Annotated in this window: 17 protein-coding genes and 1 tRNA gene; 9 read left to right on the plus strand and 9 right to left on the minus strand. The window is 67.3% G+C overall.

Features of this window, described 5'->3' with window-relative positions:
• Window positions 1-174 precede the first annotated feature (174 nt).
• Window positions 175-1,188, plus strand: a complete 1,014-nt coding sequence (locus tag LXE91_RS04695) for a D-2-hydroxyacid dehydrogenase family protein (RefSeq protein WP_039353916.1) — start codon at window positions 175-177, stop codon at window positions 1,186-1,188.
• Window positions 1,189-1,237: 49 nt separating this feature from the next.
• Here the strand turns inward: LXE91_RS04695 and LXE91_RS04700 are convergent, their stop codons facing one another.
• Both LXE91_RS04700 and LXE91_RS04705 read right to left on the minus strand, forming a co-directional pair.
• Window positions 1,238-2,104 (minus strand): patatin-like phospholipase family protein, encoded by an 867-nt coding sequence (locus tag LXE91_RS04700; RefSeq protein WP_039353747.1) that lies wholly within the window; start codon window positions 2,102-2,104, stop codon window positions 1,238-1,240.
• 8 nt (window positions 2,105-2,112) lie between these two features.
• Entirely contained in the window at window positions 2,113-2,517 is a 405-nt protein-coding gene (locus LXE91_RS04705; protein ID WP_006477449.1) for a PaaI family thioesterase, read from the minus strand.
• Window positions 2,518-2,706: 189 nt separating this feature from the next.
• Between LXE91_RS04705 and LXE91_RS04710 the strand changes: the two genes are divergently transcribed.
• Together LXE91_RS04710 and LXE91_RS04715 are read left to right on the plus strand one after the other, a co-directional pair.
• Window positions 2,707-2,782, plus strand: a tRNA-Lys gene (locus LXE91_RS04710).
• 187 nt (window positions 2,783-2,969) lie between these two features.
• Window positions 2,970-4,019 carry a DUF3592 domain-containing protein gene (locus LXE91_RS04715; RefSeq protein ID WP_039350168.1) on the plus strand — a complete coding sequence of 350 codons (1,050 nt, stop codon included), beginning with the start codon at window positions 2,970-2,972 and terminating at the stop codon, window positions 4,017-4,019.
• A 54-nt stretch (window positions 4,020-4,073) separates the two neighbouring features.
• Here the strand turns inward: LXE91_RS04715 and LXE91_RS04720 are convergent, their stop codons facing one another.
• Window positions 4,074-4,688, minus strand: coding sequence for a CGNR zinc finger domain-containing protein (locus LXE91_RS04720; RefSeq protein ID WP_039350164.1), 615 nt, complete (start codon window positions 4,686-4,688; stop codon window positions 4,074-4,076).
• An 81-nt stretch (window positions 4,689-4,769) separates the two neighbouring features.
• Between LXE91_RS04720 and LXE91_RS04725 the strand changes: the two genes are divergently transcribed.
• Window positions 4,770-5,585, plus strand: coding sequence for an alpha/beta fold hydrolase (locus LXE91_RS04725; RefSeq protein ID WP_039350208.1), 816 nt, complete (start codon window positions 4,770-4,772; stop codon window positions 5,583-5,585).
• Between the two features lie 37 nt (window positions 5,586-5,622).
• On the opposite strand, the gene LXE91_RS04730 is transcribed toward LXE91_RS04725, so the two are convergent.
• From LXE91_RS04730 to phnA, 5 genes are all read right to left on the minus strand, one after another.
• Window positions 5,623-6,381 carry an amino acid ABC transporter ATP-binding protein gene (locus LXE91_RS04730; RefSeq protein WP_039350163.1) on the minus strand — a complete coding sequence of 253 codons (759 nt, stop codon included), beginning with the start codon at window positions 6,379-6,381 and terminating at the stop codon, window positions 5,623-5,625.
• Window positions 6,378-7,058 (minus strand): amino acid ABC transporter permease, encoded by a 681-nt coding sequence (locus LXE91_RS04735; RefSeq protein WP_039350160.1) that lies wholly within the window; start codon window positions 7,056-7,058, stop codon window positions 6,378-6,380. The genes LXE91_RS04730 and LXE91_RS04735 overlap by 4 nt, the downstream gene beginning before the upstream one ends.
• Before the next feature lie 14 nt (window positions 7,059-7,072).
• Window positions 7,073-7,855, minus strand: a complete 783-nt coding sequence (locus LXE91_RS04740) for an amino acid ABC transporter substrate-binding protein (RefSeq protein ID WP_039350157.1) — start codon at window positions 7,853-7,855, stop codon at window positions 7,073-7,075.
• A 179-nt stretch (window positions 7,856-8,034) separates the two neighbouring features.
• Complete coding sequence (phnY, locus tag LXE91_RS04745) at window positions 8,035-9,489, minus strand: phosphonoacetaldehyde dehydrogenase (RefSeq protein WP_039350155.1); 1,455 nt, start codon at window positions 9,487-9,489, stop codon at window positions 8,035-8,037.
• Window positions 9,490-9,518: 29 nt separating this feature from the next.
• Window positions 9,519-10,757, minus strand: coding sequence for a phosphonoacetate hydrolase (phnA, locus tag LXE91_RS04750; RefSeq protein ID WP_039350206.1), 1,239 nt, complete (start codon window positions 10,755-10,757; stop codon window positions 9,519-9,521).
• Window positions 10,758-10,965: 208 nt separating this feature from the next.
• Between phnA and LXE91_RS04755 the strand changes: the two genes are divergently transcribed.
• From LXE91_RS04755 to LXE91_RS04775, 5 genes are all read left to right on the plus strand, one after another.
• Window positions 10,966-12,021 (plus strand): putative 2-aminoethylphosphonate ABC transporter substrate-binding protein, encoded by a 1,056-nt coding sequence (locus LXE91_RS04755; RefSeq protein WP_039350152.1) that lies wholly within the window; start codon window positions 10,966-10,968, stop codon window positions 12,019-12,021.
• 97 nt (window positions 12,022-12,118) lie between these two features.
• Entirely contained in the window at window positions 12,119-13,210 is a 1,092-nt protein-coding gene (locus LXE91_RS04760) for a putative 2-aminoethylphosphonate ABC transporter ATP-binding protein (RefSeq protein ID WP_039350150.1), read from the plus strand.
• The gene (locus tag LXE91_RS04765; RefSeq protein ID WP_039350147.1) at window positions 13,207-14,934 is read left to right on the plus strand and encodes a putative 2-aminoethylphosphonate ABC transporter permease subunit; all 1,728 of its coding nucleotides are present in this window, start codon (window positions 13,207-13,209) and stop codon (window positions 14,932-14,934) included. Before LXE91_RS04760 ends, LXE91_RS04765 begins: the two co-directional genes overlap by 4 nt.
• 48 nt (window positions 14,935-14,982) lie before the next feature.
• A complete protein-coding gene (locus LXE91_RS04770) occupies window positions 14,983-16,113 on the plus strand; it encodes a 2-aminoethylphosphonate--pyruvate transaminase (protein ID WP_046196339.1) in 1,131 nt (376 codons plus the stop codon).
• 108 nt (window positions 16,114-16,221) lie between these two features.
• On the plus strand, window positions 16,222-17,610 hold the full coding sequence (locus LXE91_RS04775) for an FAD-dependent oxidoreductase (RefSeq protein ID WP_039364600.1): 1,389 nt from the start codon (window positions 16,222-16,224) through the stop codon (window positions 17,608-17,610).
• Window positions 17,611-17,726: 116 nt separating this feature from the next.
• Here the strand turns inward: LXE91_RS04775 and LXE91_RS04780 are convergent, their stop codons facing one another.
• Window positions 17,727-18,455 carry a phosphonate utilization associated transcriptional regulator gene (locus LXE91_RS04780; protein ID WP_039364602.1) on the minus strand — a complete coding sequence of 243 codons (729 nt, stop codon included), beginning with the start codon at window positions 18,453-18,455 and terminating at the stop codon, window positions 17,727-17,729.
• Window positions 18,456-18,466: the final 11 nt, after the last annotated feature.

The following is an 18,466-nucleotide window of genomic DNA, read 5'->3' on the forward strand; positions in this document are numbered from 1 at the left end:
CCGCGCGAGCGGCGCCGGGTCAGGCTGCCGCCAATTGCCGCGGAGCGTAACAACCTGTTAAAAAGACACCATGAAGGCGGCCGACGTAGCATCATGTCGGCCCCGGCCGGGCGGGACGGGTGCGCAACGTGCGCCGCCGCCACCGCCGCTTTCAACGCGCGACACCCGCTCACCATGAAAATTGCCATCCTCGACGACTACCAGGACGCCGTCCGCAAGCTGAACTGCTTCGAGATGCTTGCCGACCACGACGTGAAGGTCTTCAACAATACGGTGCGCGGATTGGGACAACTCGCCAGCCGTCTGGCGGAAGTCGAGGCACTCGTGCTGATTCGCGAACGGACCCCGATTTCGTCGCAACTGCTCGCCAAGCTGCCGAACCTGCGCATGATCAGCCAGACCGGCCGCATTTCGAGCCACATCGATCTCGACGCGTGTACCGACCGCGGCATCGCGGTGCTCGAAGGCACAGGCTCGCCGATTGCCCCCGCCGAACTGACCTGGGCGCTCGTGATGGCCGCCCAGCGCCGCATTCCGCAATACGTCGCGAACCTGAAGCAGGGCGCATGGCAACAGTCGGGCCTGAAGACGTCGGCGATGCCGCCGAACTTCGGCCTCGGCCAGGTGCTGCGCGGCCAGACGCTCGGCATCTGGGGCTACGGCAAGATCGGCCGGCTCGTCGCCGGCTACGGCAAGGCGTTCGGGATGAACGTGCTGATCTGGGGCCGCGAGCATTCGCTCGAGGCCGCGCGCGCCGACGGCTATACGGCCGCCGAAAGCCGCGAGGCGCTGTTCGAGCAGAGCGACGTGCTGTCGCTGCACCTGCGCTTGCATGACGACACGCGCGGGATCGTGAAGCAGGAAGACCTGATGCGGATGAAGCCGACGTCGCTGCTCGTCAACACGAGCCGCGCCGAACTGCTCGAGGAAAATGCACTGGTCAACGCGCTGTCGCACAACCGTCCGGGAATGGTCGCGATCGACGTGTTCGAGAGCGAGCCGATCCTGCAGGGCTACAGCCTGCTGCGGATGGAAAACGTGATCTGCACGCCGCACATCGGCTACGTCGAGCGCGAAAGCTACGAGCTCTACTTCAGCGCGGCATTCCGGAACATCCTGGCGTTCGACCAGGGCGACATGTCGAGCGTCGTCAATCCGGAAGCACTGACGCCGCGCCGCGTGCGCTGAGCGCCGCGGGCCGCGCCTGCCGCGCGGCCCTGCATCCTGCTTCCCGTCTTCAGGCGGCCACGCGGCCGCCCGTCATCGCGCCGACGCGCGTGAGGAAATGCTCGCCGTCGCGCCGCCCGAGGTCGTACGCATGCCGCATCTGCGACGGGCTCGTGTAATCCCAACTCGAAATCGGCACCTTGCTCGACGGCTGCACGTACAGCCGCCGCTGCTCGCCATGCGCGACCGTGAACATCTGCGGGCGCGGGTACAGCCGCGTGACGAGCACCAGCACGTCGCCGGGCGCGGGGTCGAGCGCGTCGACCGGCACGTTGTCGACCATCCCGCCGTCCAGCACGGGCCGGCCGCCGCGGCGCAGCACCGGCGTGAACGGCGGCGTGCAGGACGACTGCAGGATCAGGTCGGCGAGCTCGTCGACGCTCGCGCAGGCCTGCGCGCGCACGAATTCCGGCCGAAAGCCGAGCGTGCGCCCGAGCGTCGGGTGCAGCGTCTTGCGCACGTACTTTTCGATGTTGTACGCGACGAGGCCGGCGGCCACTGCGCTGCGCGCGCCGAGCCAGCGCGGCACGTGCGACACGCCGATGCGGATCTCTGGTGCCGCGGCAAGCTGCGCGAACGGCTCGCCGTAGATGTCGAGCAGCGCCTGGCGGTAAATCCGGTAATGCGGAAACACGGGCTCGCGCCCGAACAGGTTGCCCCAGTACGCGTTCTTCCGGTTGTGGCGCAGCGCCTCTTCGTAATAGCGCATCACCCAGGCGGCATCGCGCGTATACAGCATGCATGCGGTCGCCGCGCCGGCCGAGATGCCGGTGATCACGCGCGGGCGCAGGCCGAGCGCCGGCTGGGCGATGTCCCAGAAGCCAGCCTGCCACCAGCAGCGATTGCCGCCGCCCGCAAAGACGATCTGGTCGAACATCGCGCCGCTCAACTGACGAGCGCGTAGGTCGACGTCGCGTGGACGGCCATCTTGCCGTCCTCGTCGAACAGCTCGACTTCGCCGAACACGAGGTTGCGGCCCATCCGCAGCACGCGCGCGGTGACGAGCACGTCGCCCTTGCGCACGGGCCGCATGAAGTTCGTGTTCAGCGATACGGTGGTCATCGGCCGGAACTCGCCGAGCGCGGCCGAGATCGCGACCACCATCGCGGTGTCGGCGGCCGCCGTGAACACCTGGCCACAGATGATGCCGCCCGAATGGCGGAATTCGCCGGAAAACGGCAGGCGCAGCGTGACGCTGTCGTCGCCGATCGACACGGGGACCAGACCGAGCGAGCGGACCCAGGGGGCCAGCAGGCGATCCAGCAATTCGCGGACTGCGTTTTCGTCCATCTTCGAAAGCCCAGAAAGCGTTGCGCGACCGCCGCGCAACACGTGTGGCGTCATCATACCGGGAGCGCGGAAACTGCGATCGCTCGTCAAAGGGCCGACAGCTGCCGCCGTCGTTGCGAAATATTTTGAGGAAATTTGCAGAAAGAGCTTGCAAGACTCGAAATACCCATGCATAATCTTTCTTCTGTTGGGGCGTTAGCTCAGTTGGTAGAGCAGCGGACTCTTAATCCGTAGGTCGAGTGTTCGAGTCACTCACGCCCCACCAGGAATTCCGAAGCCCGGTTAGCGAAAGCTAACCGGGCTTTTTCCTTTTCCGCCGTCGCACACGCGGCGCGCGCCCTGTCGCAGTACGCCACCGCACGCCTGCTCCGCATCGTTTCCGCTAGAATCGTCCGACAAATATCACACGACCGGCGCAGGCACTGCCGTTTGCCCGCCGGCACTGAGAGAACATGGGACGTCAGACATGGAAGCATGTAACCGAGACGCGACCATTCAGAGGGCCTGGTTGCGCCGATATCGGCAAGTCCATCGGGACACGCCGCTCCAACGATCACGCCGGCATCCACAGTGCGACGCACGAACCGGATCCGGTCATGCCGGGTAAGGACGCGCTCGTCGCGCTGGCGCTCGGCGCCGTGCTGCTCGTACTGGCAGGCGTGCTCGCCGTCACGACCGGTCAGGCGACCGGCCACCTCGTCCGCACGCCGGGCACGGTCGTCCGTATCGTGCAGGACAGCGACGCGATGCGCGCGTACCGGCCGATCGTCGCGTATCTTGCGAGCGACGGCCAGCGCCGCGAGGTCGCCGGCAATACCGCCTCGACCATCCCCGCCTACGACATCGGCGAGAACGTCGACGTCCTGCTCGATCCCGTCCATCCCGAGCGCCCCGCGCTGATCGACGATTTCGCGCAACGCTGGTTTCCGGCAGCGGTGTCGGCACTGCTCGCCGTCGCGTCGTTCGCGATCGGCGCCCTGCTGATCGCCGGCAAGCGCCATCGCATGCAATCCGATGCACCGCCGACCCGGGCCCGGCGCAAACAGGTGCGACGCCGCTGGGATATCGCAATCGTGCTGATTCCGATCACGATCGGCACGGGCTTCATTGCCGGTGCCGGTGCAGCCGGCCTGCGTCAGTGGCAGATCGCTCACCACTACGCGCGCTCGACCGGCCATGTCGTCGAGATCGCAAAAAATGCGCGGTCGGCCCGCTCGCGCACGTCGCTGTATTCGGCGATCGTCGCGTTCACGACCGACAGCGGGCGCCAGATCACGTTCGCCCAGGGCGCGGCGTCGTCGCATCCGGGCCTGCGCGAAGGCGAAGCGGTCAACGTGCTGTACGACCCCGTCACACCCGAGCGCGCGGTCGTCGACCGCTTCTGGGATCGCTGGGGCCTCACGGCCATCCTGCTCGCAATCGGTGCGCCGTTCCTCGCGGCCGGACTGTTCGTCGCCGCGACGCTGTGGCCGGACCATCGGTCGCACGAAACCGTGCCATGACGCTCGCGCGCCGGCCGCGCACCGCGTGGCACGACAACCGGCGCAGCGCGCGCATCACCGCTCCCTGAACGTCTCCACCTTCGCGCGGTTCCCGCACGTGCGCATGTCGCACCAGCGGCGCCCGACGCCGCGGCCGCGATCGACGAAGAACCACGTGCACCGGCCGCACTGCCTCACGCGCGCGAAATCGTCGCTGCGCAGCAGTTGCTCGAAGCCGAGTGCGGCCGCGTCGACCCAGCGCGACGCGGCACGCGCGTCGGGCCGCCACGCGAACCGGCCGTCGACGGCATCGAATGCGCTGCGCCCGATCGCCTCGCGAATCGCGACGGCGAGCCGGTCCGCCGCGCGCGCGCCGGCCGTGCCGCCGCCTCCGGCCGTCAGGTGCGCGATCGCAGCGTAGGCATCCTCGCGAAAACGATGCAGCGCCGCCAGCGCGTCAGCGTCGTCCTGCCGCGCGTGACGCAGAAGCCGCGCCAGACCGGCCGGCGCCAGCAACCCCGATCGCTGCGCCCACGCATGCACGGCCGGCCAGTCGACGAGCTTGTCCGCGTCGCGCGTCTTGCCCGTGTCGGCCACCGTGTTGAGGAAGTCGAGCGCCGGATGGCCGCCGACGAAATCGGCTGCACCCCATTCTTGCGCGGCTCGCGCGGGCTCGTGTCGAGTAACCATTTATTTTCACCTATCGGTTTCACACCCGGGCAATCCGGAGTAACCTGTTAACAACCAAAACAGGTTAGCACGGAGATGCCGATGCTCGAACTCGCCAACCGCTTCACTTTCGAAGGCCACCGGATTGCCTGGGGAACGATCGGCGAAGGTCCGCCGCTCGTGCTCGTGCACGGCACGCCGTTTTCGTCGCAGGTGTGGCGCCGGATCGCACCGTGGCTCGCGCGGCGTCACCGCGTGTTCTTCTACGACCTGCTCGGTTACGGTCAGTCCGACATGCCGGACGCGGATGTGTCGCTCGGCCGCCAGAACGGGTTGTTCGGCGCGCTGCTCGATGCGTGGAAAATCTCACGCCCCCGCGTACTCGCGCACGACTACGGCGGCGCAACCGTGCTGCGCGCGCACTTCCTCGACGGCGTCGCCTATGCGGACCTCACGCTCGTGAATCCGGTCGCAATCGCGCCGCAGGGCTCGACGTTCGTGCGCCATGTCGCGCAGCACGAGGCCGCGTTCACCGGATTGCCCGCGTATGCGCATCACGCGCTCGTGTCGGCCTATCTCGGCAAGGCGGTCGCCCGGCCGCTGAGCGACGAGGCGCTGTCGATCTACCGTGCGCCGTGGCTCACGCCCGACGGTCAGGCCGCGTTCTATCGACAGATCGCGCAGATGCGCCAGCGCTACATCGAGGAAGCCGAGGCTCGTTACGCGCCGCCGGACTTTCCGGTGCGCATCGTGTGGGGCGAGGACGACGCGTGGATTCCGCTCGACCAGGGGCAGGCGCTGGCCGATCGCATCGCAAACGGCCAACTGATCCGGGTGCCGCGCGCGGGCCATCTGGTGCAGGAAGATGCGCCGGAGGCGATCGTGGCGGCGGTGCTCGACGGGCCAGGGCAAGGTTGACGCCCGCCGTACCGCATATCGCTTTTCGCGTGCCGCGTCAGAACACCGGCACGCCCTGCGCAAGCGTCGAGATGAACTTCGCGGTGCGTGGATCGCGCGGATCGCCGAACAGGTCGCGCGACGCACCGGCCTCGACCACGCGGCCCTCCGCGAGAAACACCGCATCGTGTGCGATCGACGCGGCCAGGCGCAGGTCGTGGGTGGCCATCAGCATCGTCGTGCCTTCTCGTGCGAGCTGGCGCAGCACCTCGACCACTTCGACGGACAGCTCCGGATCGAGCGCCGACGTCGGCTCGTCGCACAACAGCACCTGCGGCGACGGCGCGAGCGCACGCGCGATCGCAACACGTTGCTGCTGGCCGCCCGACAGCGTACCGGGCCACGCGTCGGCCTTGTCCGCGATGCCGACCTTCTCGAGCAGCGCGAGCGCACGTTCACGGGCCCGTTCGCGCGGCCAGCGCTGCACGGTGACGAGCCCCTCCATCACGTTCTGCACGACGCTCAGGTGCGGAAACAGTTGGAAGTTCTGGAACACCATGCCGGTCTGGCGGCGCACCGCGAACACGGCGTCGCGCGCCGGCCGATGCGCCGGGGAGAAGTCGATGCGTGCGTCGCCGACCGTCAGCGCGCCCGCCTCGGGCACTTCGAGCAGGTTCACGCAACGCAGCAGCGTGCTCTTGCCGCTGCCGGACGGCCCGATCAGCGCCGTCACGCTGCCGGGCTGCAATGCGAGGTCGATCCCGTGCAGCACGCGATGCGTGCCGAACGACTTGTCGATGCCTTCGAGCCGGATCATCGCAGTTCCGCCTGGAACAGCGCATGACGGCCGAAGCGGACTTCGAGGCGACGCTGCAGCGTGGACAGCACCGAGCTGAGCAGCAGATAGACCAGCGCGGCTTCCGTATAGAGAATCATCGGCTCGTAGGTCACGGCCGCGATCCGCTGCGCGGCCTGGAAGATCTCCGGCACGGTCAGCACGGCCGCGAGCGACGTGTCCTTCACGAGCGAAATGAACGAATTCGACAGTGCGGGCAGCGCGACGCGCGCGGCCTGCGGCAGGATCGCGCGGCGCAGCGCCTGCGGGCGCGTCATCGCCATCGAGTACGCGGCTTCCCACTGCCCCTTCGGAATCGATTCGATCACGCCGCGGATCACCTCGGCGTTGTACGCACCGACGTTCAGCGAGAAGCCGATCACCGCGGCCGTCAGCGGATCGAGCACGATGCCGACGCTCGGCAAACCATAGAAGATCACGAACAACTGCACGAGCAGCGGCGAGCCGCGAAACAGCCAGATGTAGAAACGTACGACGGCTTGCGCCCAGCGCGGCCCGAACAGCCGCGTGAGCGCCGCGCCGAAGGCGAGCAGCAGGCCGATCGCGAACGACGCGAGCGTGAGCGGTACCGTAAACACGAGCCCCGCAACCAGCAGGGGCCGCAGCGATTCCGCCATCAGGTGAAGCCAGGCCGGCATCGTTCAGCCTCGCGTCACGGCTGCGACACGTCGCGGCCGAAATACTTCTGCGAGATCTTCGCGTAGGTACCGTCGGCCTTGATGTCAGCGAGTGCCTTGTCGATCGCGGCCACGAGCGCGGGGCTGCCCTTGCGCAGCAGCACGCCCGATGCGTCGCTCGCGCCGCCCGTGTCGGTCGCCGCGATCTTCAGTTTCGCGTCCGGCTTGTGCTTGCGGAAATCGAGGTACGACAGCGAATCGTTGATCGTCGCGTCGACGCGCCCCGAGCTCAGCAGGTCGATCGATTCGTTGAAGCCCTGCACGGGGACGACGTCCGCGCCGTGCGCGGCCGCGAGCTTGCCGAAATTGCTGGTCAGCGTGTTCGCGGATTTCTTGCCCTTGAGATCGTCGAACGAGTGGATCGTCGTGTTGTCCGCACGCACGATCAGCACCGCGCGCGACGTGATGTACGGCGTCGAGAAATCGTATTTCGCCTTGCGCGCGTCGGTGATCGACACTTCGTTGACCACCGCGTCGTAGCGGTTCACGTCGAGGCCGGCGATCAGCCCGTCCCACTTGCCTTCGATGAACTGCGGCTTCACGCCGAGGCGCTGCGCGATCGCGGTCGCGATATCGACGTCGAAGCCCGTCAGCTTGCCGGTTTCGTCGTGGTACGTGAACGGCGCGTACGTGCCCTCGGTACCGACCCGGAACACGCCGGACGACTTGATCTGCGACAGGTCGTCGGCTGCCAGTGCGCTCGTGACCGAAACGGCCTGCAGCATGGCGACGACCAGGATGGAGCGAAGGAATTTCATGGTGCGGACCCCGAATGATAGGAGGGAATATTCCCGCGGCACATACGTGCCGTTCGAGAGGTCCGCGAATTCTACCGATGCGTCGAGGCCCGGCAAAAAAGCAAATCGGCTAACGATATGAGCCGATCGAATAACGCGCACACCGGCCGCGAAACCGGTGCGCGCGGCTTACACGCCACTTACCACGGCAATGAATACGTCTTCGTATTCGTGAAGCTCTTCATCGCTTCCTGCACGCCTTCCTTGTAGCCGAGCCCCGAATCCTTCACGCCGCCGAACGGCGTCAGCTCGAGCCGGTAGCCCGGCACTTCGCGCACGTTCACGCTGCCGACTTCCAGCTCGGTGATGAAGCGCGTGATGTGGTCGAAGCGGTTCGTGCAGACCGACGACGACAGCGCGTAGTCGGTGCTGTTCGACATCCGGATCGCGTCGTCGATGTCGCGGAAGCGCATGATGGGCGACACGGGGCCGAAGGTTTCGTATTTCACCAGCGGCATGTCGGGCGTCACGCGATCGATCACCGTTGGCGAGTACAGCGCGCCTTCGCGTACGTTGCCGACCAGCAGCCGCGCACCGCGCGCGATCGCATCGTTCACCTGCTGTTCGCAGAACTTCGCGGCCGCCTCGTCGATCACCGTACCCATGTCCACCGACGGATCGGCAGGATTGCCGTATGACCATGCGCGCGTTTTCTCGACCACCAGCGCCGTGAAGCGATCGGCCACCGACTCGTGCACGAGCATCCGCTTGATCGCGGTGCAGCGCTGGCCCGAGTTCTTGTACGAGCCCGACACCGCGAGCGTGCTCGCTTCGTCGAGATCGGCGTCTTCCATCACGATGATCGGATCGTTGCCGCCGAGTTCGAGCACCGCGCGGCGGTAGCCCATCCGCGACGCGATCGACTTGCCGATCGACACGCCGCCCGTGAACGTGATCAGGTCGATCGCCGGGTTCGTGATCAGTTCGTCGGCAATCTCCTTCGGATCACCGGTGATGACCTGCAGCATCTGCGGCGGCAGGCCGGCTTCGTAAAGGATGTCCGCGAAGAGGTAACACGACAGCGGCACCTTCTCCGACGGCTTCACGACGATCCGGTTGTTGGTGGCCACCGACGGCACGATCTTGTGCGCGACCTGGTTCATCGGGTGGTTGAACGGCGTGATTGCCGAAATCACGCCGAGCAGCGGATCGCGCTGCGTGTACACGCGGCGCTTCTTGCCGTGCGGGGTCAGGTCGCACGAGAAGATCTGCCCGTCGTCCTTCAGCACTTCACCGGCGCCGAACGTCAGCACGTCGGCCACGCGCCCGGCTTCGTATGTCGAATCCTTGATGCACAGGCCGGCCTCGGCCGTGATCAGCGCTGCAATCTCGGCCGTGCGCGCGCGCACGATATCGGCCGCGCGGCGCAGGATCGCCGCGCGATCGTGGCGCGTGAGCGTCGGCCGGTAGGCACGCGCGGCCGCGAACGCGCGCCGCACGTCGTCCAGCGTCGCCTTCGGCACGGTGCCGACCAGCGAGCCGTCGTACGGGTTGCGCACTTCGATTACCGCGTCCCGATGAATCCGTTCCCCATCGATTCGCAGTGCTTCGCGACGAATCTCGCTGACGTCCGTCGATGCTGCAATGGCGTTCATGAGTGTGTCCCCTTACGGATGCATGCGCATCACTGCAGATGGTTGAGCGCGATGTCGATGATGTCGAAGTTGCGCAGCCGCGCGCGGCCCGAGACGTCGCCGGCGACCGGCTTGCTGAAGATCAGCGGCACGATCTGCTCGGAGATTCCGCCGTGCGAGCGCAGCGGCACGTCGAGGCCCGACAGGTCGTGCCTGATGCGGCGCGTGCCGAGCACGACGTCCTGCTTCGAGATCACGATCAGGTCGCCCATGCGCGCCGGCGGCAGCTCGAAGCGCGCGCAGCCCTCGGCGCCGGTGAGCACGACCTCGATGCCGTCGACCGCGGCGAGCCGTGCGCGCAGCGCTTCGGCGTCGGCCGTCGCCGGCACGTAGACGGTCGCGAACGAGCCGAGCGCGCCGTGGTGCACGACGTACGGATCGGTGATCGGCAGGATCACGCGCGCCGCATCCTCGCCGAGCCACTCGTCGAACAGCTCCTGCAGGTAGATCACGTTCGGCTCGCCGGTTTCATCGTCGTGCTTCGCGTTCATCCCGTGGTCGGCCGTGATCGCGACGATCGCACCGAGCGCGTCGAGACGCTGCAGGTAGGTGTCCATCATCGCGTAGAACGCGTTCGCGCCTTCCGTGCCGGGCGCGCACTTGTGCTGCACGTAGTCGGTGGTCGACAGGTACATCAGGTCGATCGGGCGCGTCTCGAGCAGGCGCACGCCGGCCGCGAACACGAATTCCGACAGATCCGCGCTGTACACGCTCGGCACCGGCTTGCCGACCAGCTCGAGCACGTTGTCGATGCCGTTTTCCTCGACGCTCGCCTCATCGGCCTTTTCCGACGAGAAGCAGATGCCCTTCAGCCCCTTGCCGAGCAGGCGGCGCAACTTGTCCTTCGCGGTGACGACCGCGACCTTCGCACCTTGCTCCGCGAAGGTCGCGAGCACGGTCGGTGCGACCAGGTACTTCGGATCGTTCATCAGCACTTCGGCGCCGGTGTCGCGGTCGTAGAAGTAATTGCCGCTTATCCCATGCACCGCCGGCGGCACGCCTGTCACGATCGACAGGTTGTTCGGGTTCGTGAAGCTCGGCACCACGCACTCGCCCTTGAGCGCCGTGCCCGGCTTCAGCAGCGTGCGCAGGAACGGCGCGACACCGGCCTCGGCCGCTTCCTCCAGATATTCGTATGCGCAGCCATCGACGCACACGACCACCACGGGCCGGCTCATCCAGTTGTAGCGGCGGCCGTTCACTTCCACGGATACAGGCGTTTCATTCATGACGTTCATTCCTTTCAGTTCGAAGGGGTGAGCCGTCGGCGCCCGCGCCGCGCCGAAGGGAGGTGTTTTCCATGCTTGACATTAAAATTGATGATTTGTAGATTGTCAACAACATGCAGAGAACAGAAAGCAAAACAACGCAGCAGCAAGAGGGCTGGTCTCCACTCATCCGCCGCGTGCCGCGGCGCCACAGTCAAGGGGTCTGAAGATGAACGAAGTGCCGGTAAACAAGCGTTTGAACGCATGGGCGGCGGGCGCGGCCCGCTTCGCGCTGGCCGCGGCGGTCGCGCTCGGCGCGGTGCAGGCGGCGCACGCGAAGACGTCGCTGCTCGTCTATACCGCGCTGGAAGACGAGGCGATGAAGCCCTACAAAGATGCGTTCGAGAAAGCGAACCCCGACATCGAGATCCGCTGGGTGCGCGACTCGACCGGCTCGGTCACCGCGAAGCTGCTCGCGGAGAAGAACAACCCGCGCGCGGACGTCGTGCTCGGCCTCGCCGCGTCGAGCCTGACGCTGCTGGACCTGCAGGGGATGCTGCTGCCGTACGCGCCGACGGGCTTCGACCAGCTCACGCGCAAGTACAGCGACGCGAACACGCCGCCGCACTGGGTCGGCATGGACGTGTGGGGCGCGACGATCTGCTACAACCGCGTCGCCGCGCAGGCGAAGGGCATCCCGAAGCCGACGTCGTGGGAAGACCTGACGAAGCCCGTCTATAAAGGCGCGATCGTGATGCCGAGCCCTGTTTCGTCCGGCACCGGCTACCTCGACGTGACCGCGTGGCTGCAGACCTTCGGCGACGACCGCGGCTGGAAATTCATGGACGCGCTCGACAAGAACGTCGCGCAATACGTGCACTCGGGCTCCAAGCCGTGCACGCTCGCCGGCACCGGCGAATTCCCGATCGGCATCTCGTTCGAGTTCCGCGGCCATGAACTGCAGTCGCAGGGCGCGCCGATCGATCTCGTGTTCCCGAAGGAAGGGCTCGGCTGGGACATGGAAGGCACGGCGATCATGAAGACGACGAAGCAGCCCGATGCCGCGAAGAAGCTGGCCGACTTCATGGCGAGCAAGGAGGCGAACCAGATCACCGCGCGCTGGTGGGCGATCGTCGCGTACCCGGGTGTCGCACGCAAGCTCGCCGGCATCCCCGACAACTACTCGGCGCTGCTCGTGAAGAACGACTTCGTATGGTCGGCGAAGAACCGCCAGTCGATTCTCGATACGTGGCAGAAGCGCTACGGCGCGAAAGCGCAGCAGTAACACCGCGACCCGCCGCGGGGCCGCGCCGCGCGCCGCCCCGCGCCACCCTTTCCATCGTCGAATCCGGCCCCCGGGCCGCCCCAGCATGGAGGCGCGCATGGCACCTTATCTGAGCGCAGAACGCATCGAGAAGCGGTACAACGACACGCAGGTCCTGACCGACATCAACCTGAGCGTGATGAAGGGCGAAATGATCTGCTTCCTGGGGCCGTCCGGCTGCGGGAAGACCACGCTGCTGCGGATCATCGCAGGGCTCGAGACGCAGAACGCCGGCCACATCATGCAGGACGGCCGCGACATCTCGCGGCTGCCGCCGCAACTGCGCGACTACGGCATCGTGTTCCAGTCGTACGCGCTGTTCCCGAACCTCACGGTGTACGACAACGTCGCGTACGGGCTCGTGAACCGCAGGATGAAGCGCGACGCGATCCACGAGCGCGTGCACACGCTGCTCGCACTGGTCGGCCTGCCCGACAGCCATCGCAAGCATCCGGGCCAGCTGTCCGGCGGCCAGCAGCAGCGCATCGCACTGGCGCGCGCGCTCGCCTCCTCCCCCGGCCTGCTGCTGCTCGACGAGCCGCTGTCGGCGCTCGATGCGCGGGTGCGCGTGCGGCTGCGCCAGGAGATCCGCGCGCTGCAGCAGCGGCTCGGCGTGACGACGATCATGGTCACGCACGACCAGGAAGAGGCGCTGTCGATGGCCGACCGCATCGTCGTGATGAACCACGGCGTGATCGAGCAGATCGGCACGCCGCTCGAAATCTACCGGCAGCCCGCGTCGCCGTTCGTCGCGGACTTCATCGGCCGCGTGAACACGATTCCGGCCGAAGTCGCGCAGGACGGCACGCTGCGCGCAGGCGCGGTCGGGCTCGACTGCCGCCACGGTGCGGCCCGCCCCACGCAAGGCGCGGCGGTATCGGTCTACGTGCGGCCCGAGGACCTGCGCATCCGCGTGCCGGGCGAGACGGCCGACAACGTGCTGGCCGGCCGCGTCGAGAAGCTCGAATTCCTCGGCGCGTTCTGCCGCGTGAGCTTCCGGATCGACGGGCTCGACGGCCAGGAGATCGTCGCCGACCTGTCGTATCACGACGTCGACCGCACCGGCGTGCAGGCCGGCGCGCGCATCGACCTCGCGCTCGATCGCGAGCATGTCCGCGTGTTCCCGAGCGCGAAGGAGCGACTGCAATGAGCACCGTCCTGACCGAGCGCCGCCGCGGCGCCTCCGTCCCCGCCGACGTGCGGCAGATCACGCACTGGCACGACCGCCTCGCGCAGCTCGCGCTCGTCGCGATGGCCGCGCTGATGTCGATGTTCCTGCTGCTGCCGCTCGCGCTCGTCGTGCAGAAATGCTTCGTCGATGCGGACGGGCGCTTCGTCGGCGCGCACAACTTCGTCGAGTATCTCGAGGACAGCGGCGTGCTGCGCTCGATGCTGCATTCGCTGACGGTCGGCGCACTCGTCACGTCGATCGTCGTGCCGATGGCGTTCACGTTCGCATATGCGCTGACGCGCTCGTGCATGCCGCTGAAGAACGCCGCGCGCACGATCGCTCTCCTGCCGCTGCTCGCGCCGACGCTGCTGTCCGCGGTGTCGTTCATCTACTGGTTCGGCAACGCGGGGCTGCTGAAGCCGCTGCTGCACGGCCATTCGATCTATGGGCTGCCGGGCATCGTGCTGAGCATGGTGTATGCGTCGTTCCCGCACGTGCTGATGATCCTCGTCACCGCGCTGTCGCTGGCCGACGGCCGGCTCTACGAAGCCGCCGACGCGATGGGCACGCGCCGCATGCGCAAGTTCTTCACGATCACGCTGCCGGGTGCGAAGTACGGGCTGATCAGCGCGACGATGGTGGCGTTCACGATGTGCATCAACGACTTCGGCGTACCGGTGGTGATCGGCGGTTCGTATAACGTACTGTCGACCGACATCTACAAGCTGATCATCGGCCTGCAGGACTTCAACCGCAGCGCGGTCGTGAGCCTGATGCTGCTGTGCCCGGCGCTGGTCGCGTTCGGCGTCGACTTCTTCATTCGCCGCCGCCAGCAGTCGCAGCTCGGCGCGCGCTCGACGCCGTACCAGCCGAAGCCGTCGCGCGGCTTCGATGCCGCGATGCTCGCGTACTGCGGCATCGTGTGCACGTTCTTCATCGCGGTGGTCGGCATCTCGGTGTTCGCGTCGTTCGTGAAGTTCTGGCCGTACCAGATGAGCCTCGGGCTGCAGCACTACGAGATGGGGCTGATCGGCGCCGGCATCTTCGACGCGTACAAGAACAGCCTGCGGATGGCCGCGACGGTCGCGCTCGGCGGCACGATCGTCGTGTTCGGCGGGGCGTACCTGATCGAGAAGACGCGCGGCGCGCGCTGGCTGCGCGGCTTCATCGCGCTGTGCGCGATCCTGCCGATGGGCGTGCCGGGGCTCGTGCTCGGCATCAGCTACATCTTCCTGTTCAACGCACCCGGCAATCCGCTGAACGGGCTGTACGGCTCGCTGTGGCTGCTCGCGATCGTCACGGTGGTGCACTACTACGCGTCGAGCCACCTGACCGCCGTCACCGCGCTCCGGCAGATCGACAGCGAGTTCGAGGCCGTGTCCGCGTCGCTGAAGGTGCCGTTCTACAAGACCTTCGTGCGCGTGACCGTGCCTGTGTGCCTGCCCGCGATCCTGCTGATCGCGCGCTACCTGTTCGTCAACGGGATGACGACGGTCTCGGCCGTCGCGTTCCTCTACTCGCCCGATACGCAACCCGCGTCGGTCGCGATCCTGAACCTCGACGACGCGGGCCAGATGGGCCCGGCTGCCGCGATGGCCACGCTCGTGCTCGCGACCTCGTCGTTCGCGTGCGTGCTGTTCGCGTGCATCTCGCACCGCCTGTTGCGCCGCACGCAGGCCTGGCGCAATCCACATCGCCGTTGATTCCCTGACTGTATTCACGTGACGTCCCGACTTCATCAAGGAGACACCATGACGCTCGCCGCCCAGCCCATCCTGCTCACCCCCGGCCCCCTGACGACCTCCGACACCACGCGCGACGCGATGCTGCGCGACTGGGGCTCGTGGGACAGCGACTTCAACGCGATCACCGCGCGGCTGCGCGAACGCCTGCTGCAGATCGTGCACGGCGAAGGCACGCACGAATGCGTGCCGCTGCAAGGCAGCGGCACGTTCTCGGTCGAAGCGGCGATCGGCACGCTCGTGCCGCGCGACGGCCACGTGCTGGTGCCGAACAACGGCGCGTACTGCGCGCGCCTCGCGAAGATCTGCCGCGTGCTCGGCCGCACGCTCACGACGATCGACTACAGCGAGGACCGCCGCGTCGATCCGGCCGACGTCGAGCGCGCGCTCGCGGCCGATCCGACCATCACGCATGTCGCGCTCGTGCACTGTGAAACCGGCGCCGGCGTGCTGAACCCGCTGCACGACGTCGCGCAGGTCGTCGCGAAGCATGGCCGCGGGCTGATCGTCGACGCGATGAGTTCGTTCGGCGCGATCGACATCGATGCGCGCACGACGCCGTTCGATGCGGTGATCGCCGCATCCGGCAAATGCCTCGAAGGCGTGCCGGGGCTCGGCTTCGTGATCGCGAAGCGCAGTGCGCTCGAACGCTGCGAAGGCAACAGCCACTCGCTCGCGATGGACCTGTACGACCAATGGGTCTACATGCAGCGCACGACGCAGTGGCGCTTTACGCCGCCGACGCACGTGGTCGCGGCGCTCGACGCGGCCGTTGCGCAATACGTCGACGAAGGCGGGCTCGCCGCGCGCGGCGGCCGCTACCAGCGCAACTATCGCGCGCTGATCGACGGGATGCTCGCGCTCGGTTTCCGGCCGTTCCTCGATCCGGCGATCCAGGCGCCGATCATCGTCACGTTCCATGCGCCGGACGATCCGAACTACGATTTCAAGCGCTTCTACCAGGAGGTCAAGCAGCGCGGCTACATCCTGTATCCGGGCAAGCTGACCGAGGTCGAGACGTTCCGGGTCGGCTGCATCGGCCACTTCGGCGAAGCCGGCATCCCGGGCGCCGTCGCCGCGATCGCCGACACGCTGCGGGCGATGGGCGTGCGCCGCGTGTCGGCGGAAGCCGCCGCCTGACGTGACGCATGACGACGTGACGTGATGGTCCCCGCCGCATGCACGTTCGCATGCGGCGGCCGTTTTTTCGGCAGTGCGCGGCACGGCCCCTTTTCGACGAACCCTCCCATGCGACCCTTCTGGATCGAACAAGCGCTGTTCAACGACGGCGATCTCGCCCCCGCGCTGCAAGGCGAGACGCGTGCCGACGTGTGCATCGTCGGCGGCGGCTTCACCGGGCTCTGGACCGCGATCCAGGCGAAGCAGCAGGATCCCGCGCTCGACATCGCAATCGTCGAAGCCGACCTGTGCGGTGCCGGCGCGAGCGGCCGCAACGGCGGTTGCCTGCTCACGTGGTCTGCAAAATTCCTGACGCTGCGGCGGCTGTTCGGCGAGGCCGAGGCGATCCGGCTCGTGAAGGCATCCGAAGCGGCCGTGCAGCACATCGCCGATTTCTGCCGCGCGCACGACATCGATGCCGAGCTGCGGCTCGACGGCACGCTGTACACCGCGACGTCGCGTGCGCAGGTCGGCACGCTCGCGCCGGTGCTCGACGCGCTCGCCGCATGCGGCATCCACAGCTACGAACCGCTGCCGCCCGCCGAAGTCGCGCGCCGCTCGGGGTCGGCGCGCAATCTCGACGGCGTCTATTCGCCGATCGCCGCGACCGTGCATCCCGGCAAGCTCGTGCGCGGGCTGCGCCGCGTCGCGCTCGCGATGGGCATCCGGATCTACGAACGCACGCCGATGCTCGACTTCACGCCCGGCCAGCCCGCCGTCGTGCGCACGCCGTCCGGCAGCGTGAGCGCGGGCAGGCTCGTGTTCGCGATCAACGCATGGATGGCGAGCCGCTTCCCGCAGTTCGAGCGCACGATCGCGGTCGTGTCGAGCGACATGGTCATCACCGAGAAATGCCCGGCGCTGCTCGAAAAGACCGGGCTCGTCGACGGCGTGTCGGTGCTCGATTCGCGGATCTTCGTCTACTACTACCGCACCACCGCCGACGGGCGGCTGATGCTCGGCAAGGGCGGCAACACGTTCTCATGGCGCAGCCGCATCGCGCCCGTGTTCGACCGGCGCTCGCCTTACGAAGCGCAACTCACGCAGAGCCTGCGCGAATTCTTTCCTTCGCTCGCGGGCGTGCCGGTCACCGCGAGCTGGAACGGGCCGTCAGATCGCTCCGTCACCGGCTTCCCGTTCTTCGGCCGCCTCGACGACGCGCCGAACGTGTTCTACGGCTTCGGCTACTCGGGTAACGGCGTGGGGCCGACCTACATGGGCGGGCAGATCCTGTCGTCGCTCGTGCTCGGCCTCGACAACGCGTGGACGCGCAGCCCGATCGTGCGCGGCCCGCTCGGCGCGTTCCCGCCGGAGCCGATCCGCTATGTCGGCGCGCACGTCGTGCGCAATGCAATCCGCCGCAAGGAGCGCGCGGAAGACGAGAGCCGGCGGCCGGCGAGGGTCGACACGTGGCTCGCGAAATTCGCGAGCGCGGCGGGGAAGGCCGACAAGGCGTAACGATGTGTCGACCTGCAGGACCTGAGTGACTTGAAGACACAACGAAAAAGGGACGCTGCGAAGCGTCCCTTTGCTTTGTGCCGCGCGCGGCAACCCGCGCAGGCGTTGCCGGGCGCTTACGCGCGCACGGGCTTTTCCCGCGCCGCCTTGCCCGCCGCGGGCAACCCCTGCTCGTGCGTGCGGCGCATGCGCTCGAGACCGTGCGACAGGTGCTCGCGCACGAGTGCCACGGCCTGCTCCTCGTCGCCGCTCGCGAGCGCCTGCACGATCTTGTCGTGCTCGGCCGCCGACACCGCGATCGCATTCTCCTCGGCCTCGATCGCGGCCTGGCGCAGCAGCCCAAGCTGGCGCACGAGCCGGCGGTAGGTATCGGTGAGATGCGTATTGCCGACGCCGACGACCATCGCGTCGTGGAACTGCACGTTCAGTTCGGTGTAGCGCGTGACGTCGTGCGTCTTCGCGGCGTCCTTCATCGACTGGATGATGCCCTTCAGCACCTTCAGCGTGTCGGGCGAGATGCGCTTCGCGAGCGCGCGCGCGACCGACTCGTCGAGCATCGCGCGCACTTCGTAGATCTCCTCGGCCTCGCGCAGCGGCACGACGCGCACCGTCACGCCGCGGTTCTTCTCGTTGCGCAGCAGGCCGGCCTGTTCGAGCGCGCGGAACGCTTCGCGCACGGGGCCGCGCGACACGTTCAGCTTGGTCGCGATCTCGACTTCGTTGAGCTTCTCGCCAGGTGCGTATTCGCCGGAGACGATCGCGCGCTCGAGCATGTCCTGGACGATCATCGCGAGCGACTGGCTTTGCAGGAGTTCGATGGCGCTGAGCGCGTTCGGGGCTGTCATGGTCGGGCAGG

It is taken from the genome of Burkholderia contaminans, from assembly GCF_029633825.1.
Classification (GTDB): Bacteria; Pseudomonadota; Gammaproteobacteria; order Burkholderiales; family Burkholderiaceae; genus Burkholderia; species Burkholderia contaminans.

Coding starts and splice junctions, on each gene's coding strand:
- LXE91_RS04695 (WP_039353916.1), top strand. CDS start 175: ATGAAAATTGCCATCCTCGACGACTACCAGGACGCCGTCCGCAAGCTG.
- LXE91_RS04700 (WP_039353747.1), bottom strand. CDS start 2,104: ATGTTCGACCAGATCGTCTTTGCGGGCGGCGGCAATCGCTGCTGGTGG.
- LXE91_RS04705 (WP_006477449.1), bottom strand. CDS start 2,517: ATGGACGAAAACGCAGTCCGCGAATTGCTGGATCGCCTGCTGGCCCCC.
- LXE91_RS04715 (WP_039350168.1), top strand. CDS start 2,970: ATGGGACGTCAGACATGGAAGCATGTAACCGAGACGCGACCATTCAGA.
- LXE91_RS04720 (WP_039350164.1), bottom strand. CDS start 4,688: ATGGTTACTCGACACGAGCCCGCGCGAGCCGCGCAAGAATGGGGTGCA.
- LXE91_RS04725 (WP_039350208.1), top strand. CDS start 4,770: ATGCTCGAACTCGCCAACCGCTTCACTTTCGAAGGCCACCGGATTGCC.
- LXE91_RS04730 (WP_039350163.1), bottom strand. CDS start 6,381: ATGATCCGGCTCGAAGGCATCGACAAGTCGTTCGGCACGCATCGCGTG.
- LXE91_RS04735 (WP_039350160.1), bottom strand. CDS start 7,058: ATGCCGGCCTGGCTTCACCTGATGGCGGAATCGCTGCGGCCCCTGCTG.
- LXE91_RS04740 (WP_039350157.1), bottom strand. CDS start 7,855: ATGAAATTCCTTCGCTCCATCCTGGTCGTCGCCATGCTGCAGGCCGTT.
- phnY (WP_039350155.1), bottom strand. CDS start 9,489: ATGAACGCCATTGCAGCATCGACGGACGTCAGCGAGATTCGTCGCGAA.
- phnA (WP_039350206.1), bottom strand. CDS start 10,757: ATGAATGAAACGCCTGTATCCGTGGAAGTGAACGGCCGCCGCTACAAC.
- LXE91_RS04755 (WP_039350152.1), top strand. CDS start 10,966: ATGAACGAAGTGCCGGTAAACAAGCGTTTGAACGCATGGGCGGCGGGC.
- LXE91_RS04760 (WP_039350150.1), top strand. CDS start 12,119: ATGGCACCTTATCTGAGCGCAGAACGCATCGAGAAGCGGTACAACGAC.
- LXE91_RS04765 (WP_039350147.1), top strand. CDS start 13,207: ATGAGCACCGTCCTGACCGAGCGCCGCCGCGGCGCCTCCGTCCCCGCC.
- LXE91_RS04770 (WP_046196339.1), top strand. CDS start 14,983: ATGACGCTCGCCGCCCAGCCCATCCTGCTCACCCCCGGCCCCCTGACG.
- LXE91_RS04775 (WP_039364600.1), top strand. CDS start 16,222: ATGCGACCCTTCTGGATCGAACAAGCGCTGTTCAACGACGGCGATCTC.
- LXE91_RS04780 (WP_039364602.1), bottom strand. CDS start 18,455: ATGACAGCCCCGAACGCGCTCAGCGCCATCGAACTCCTGCAAAGCCAG.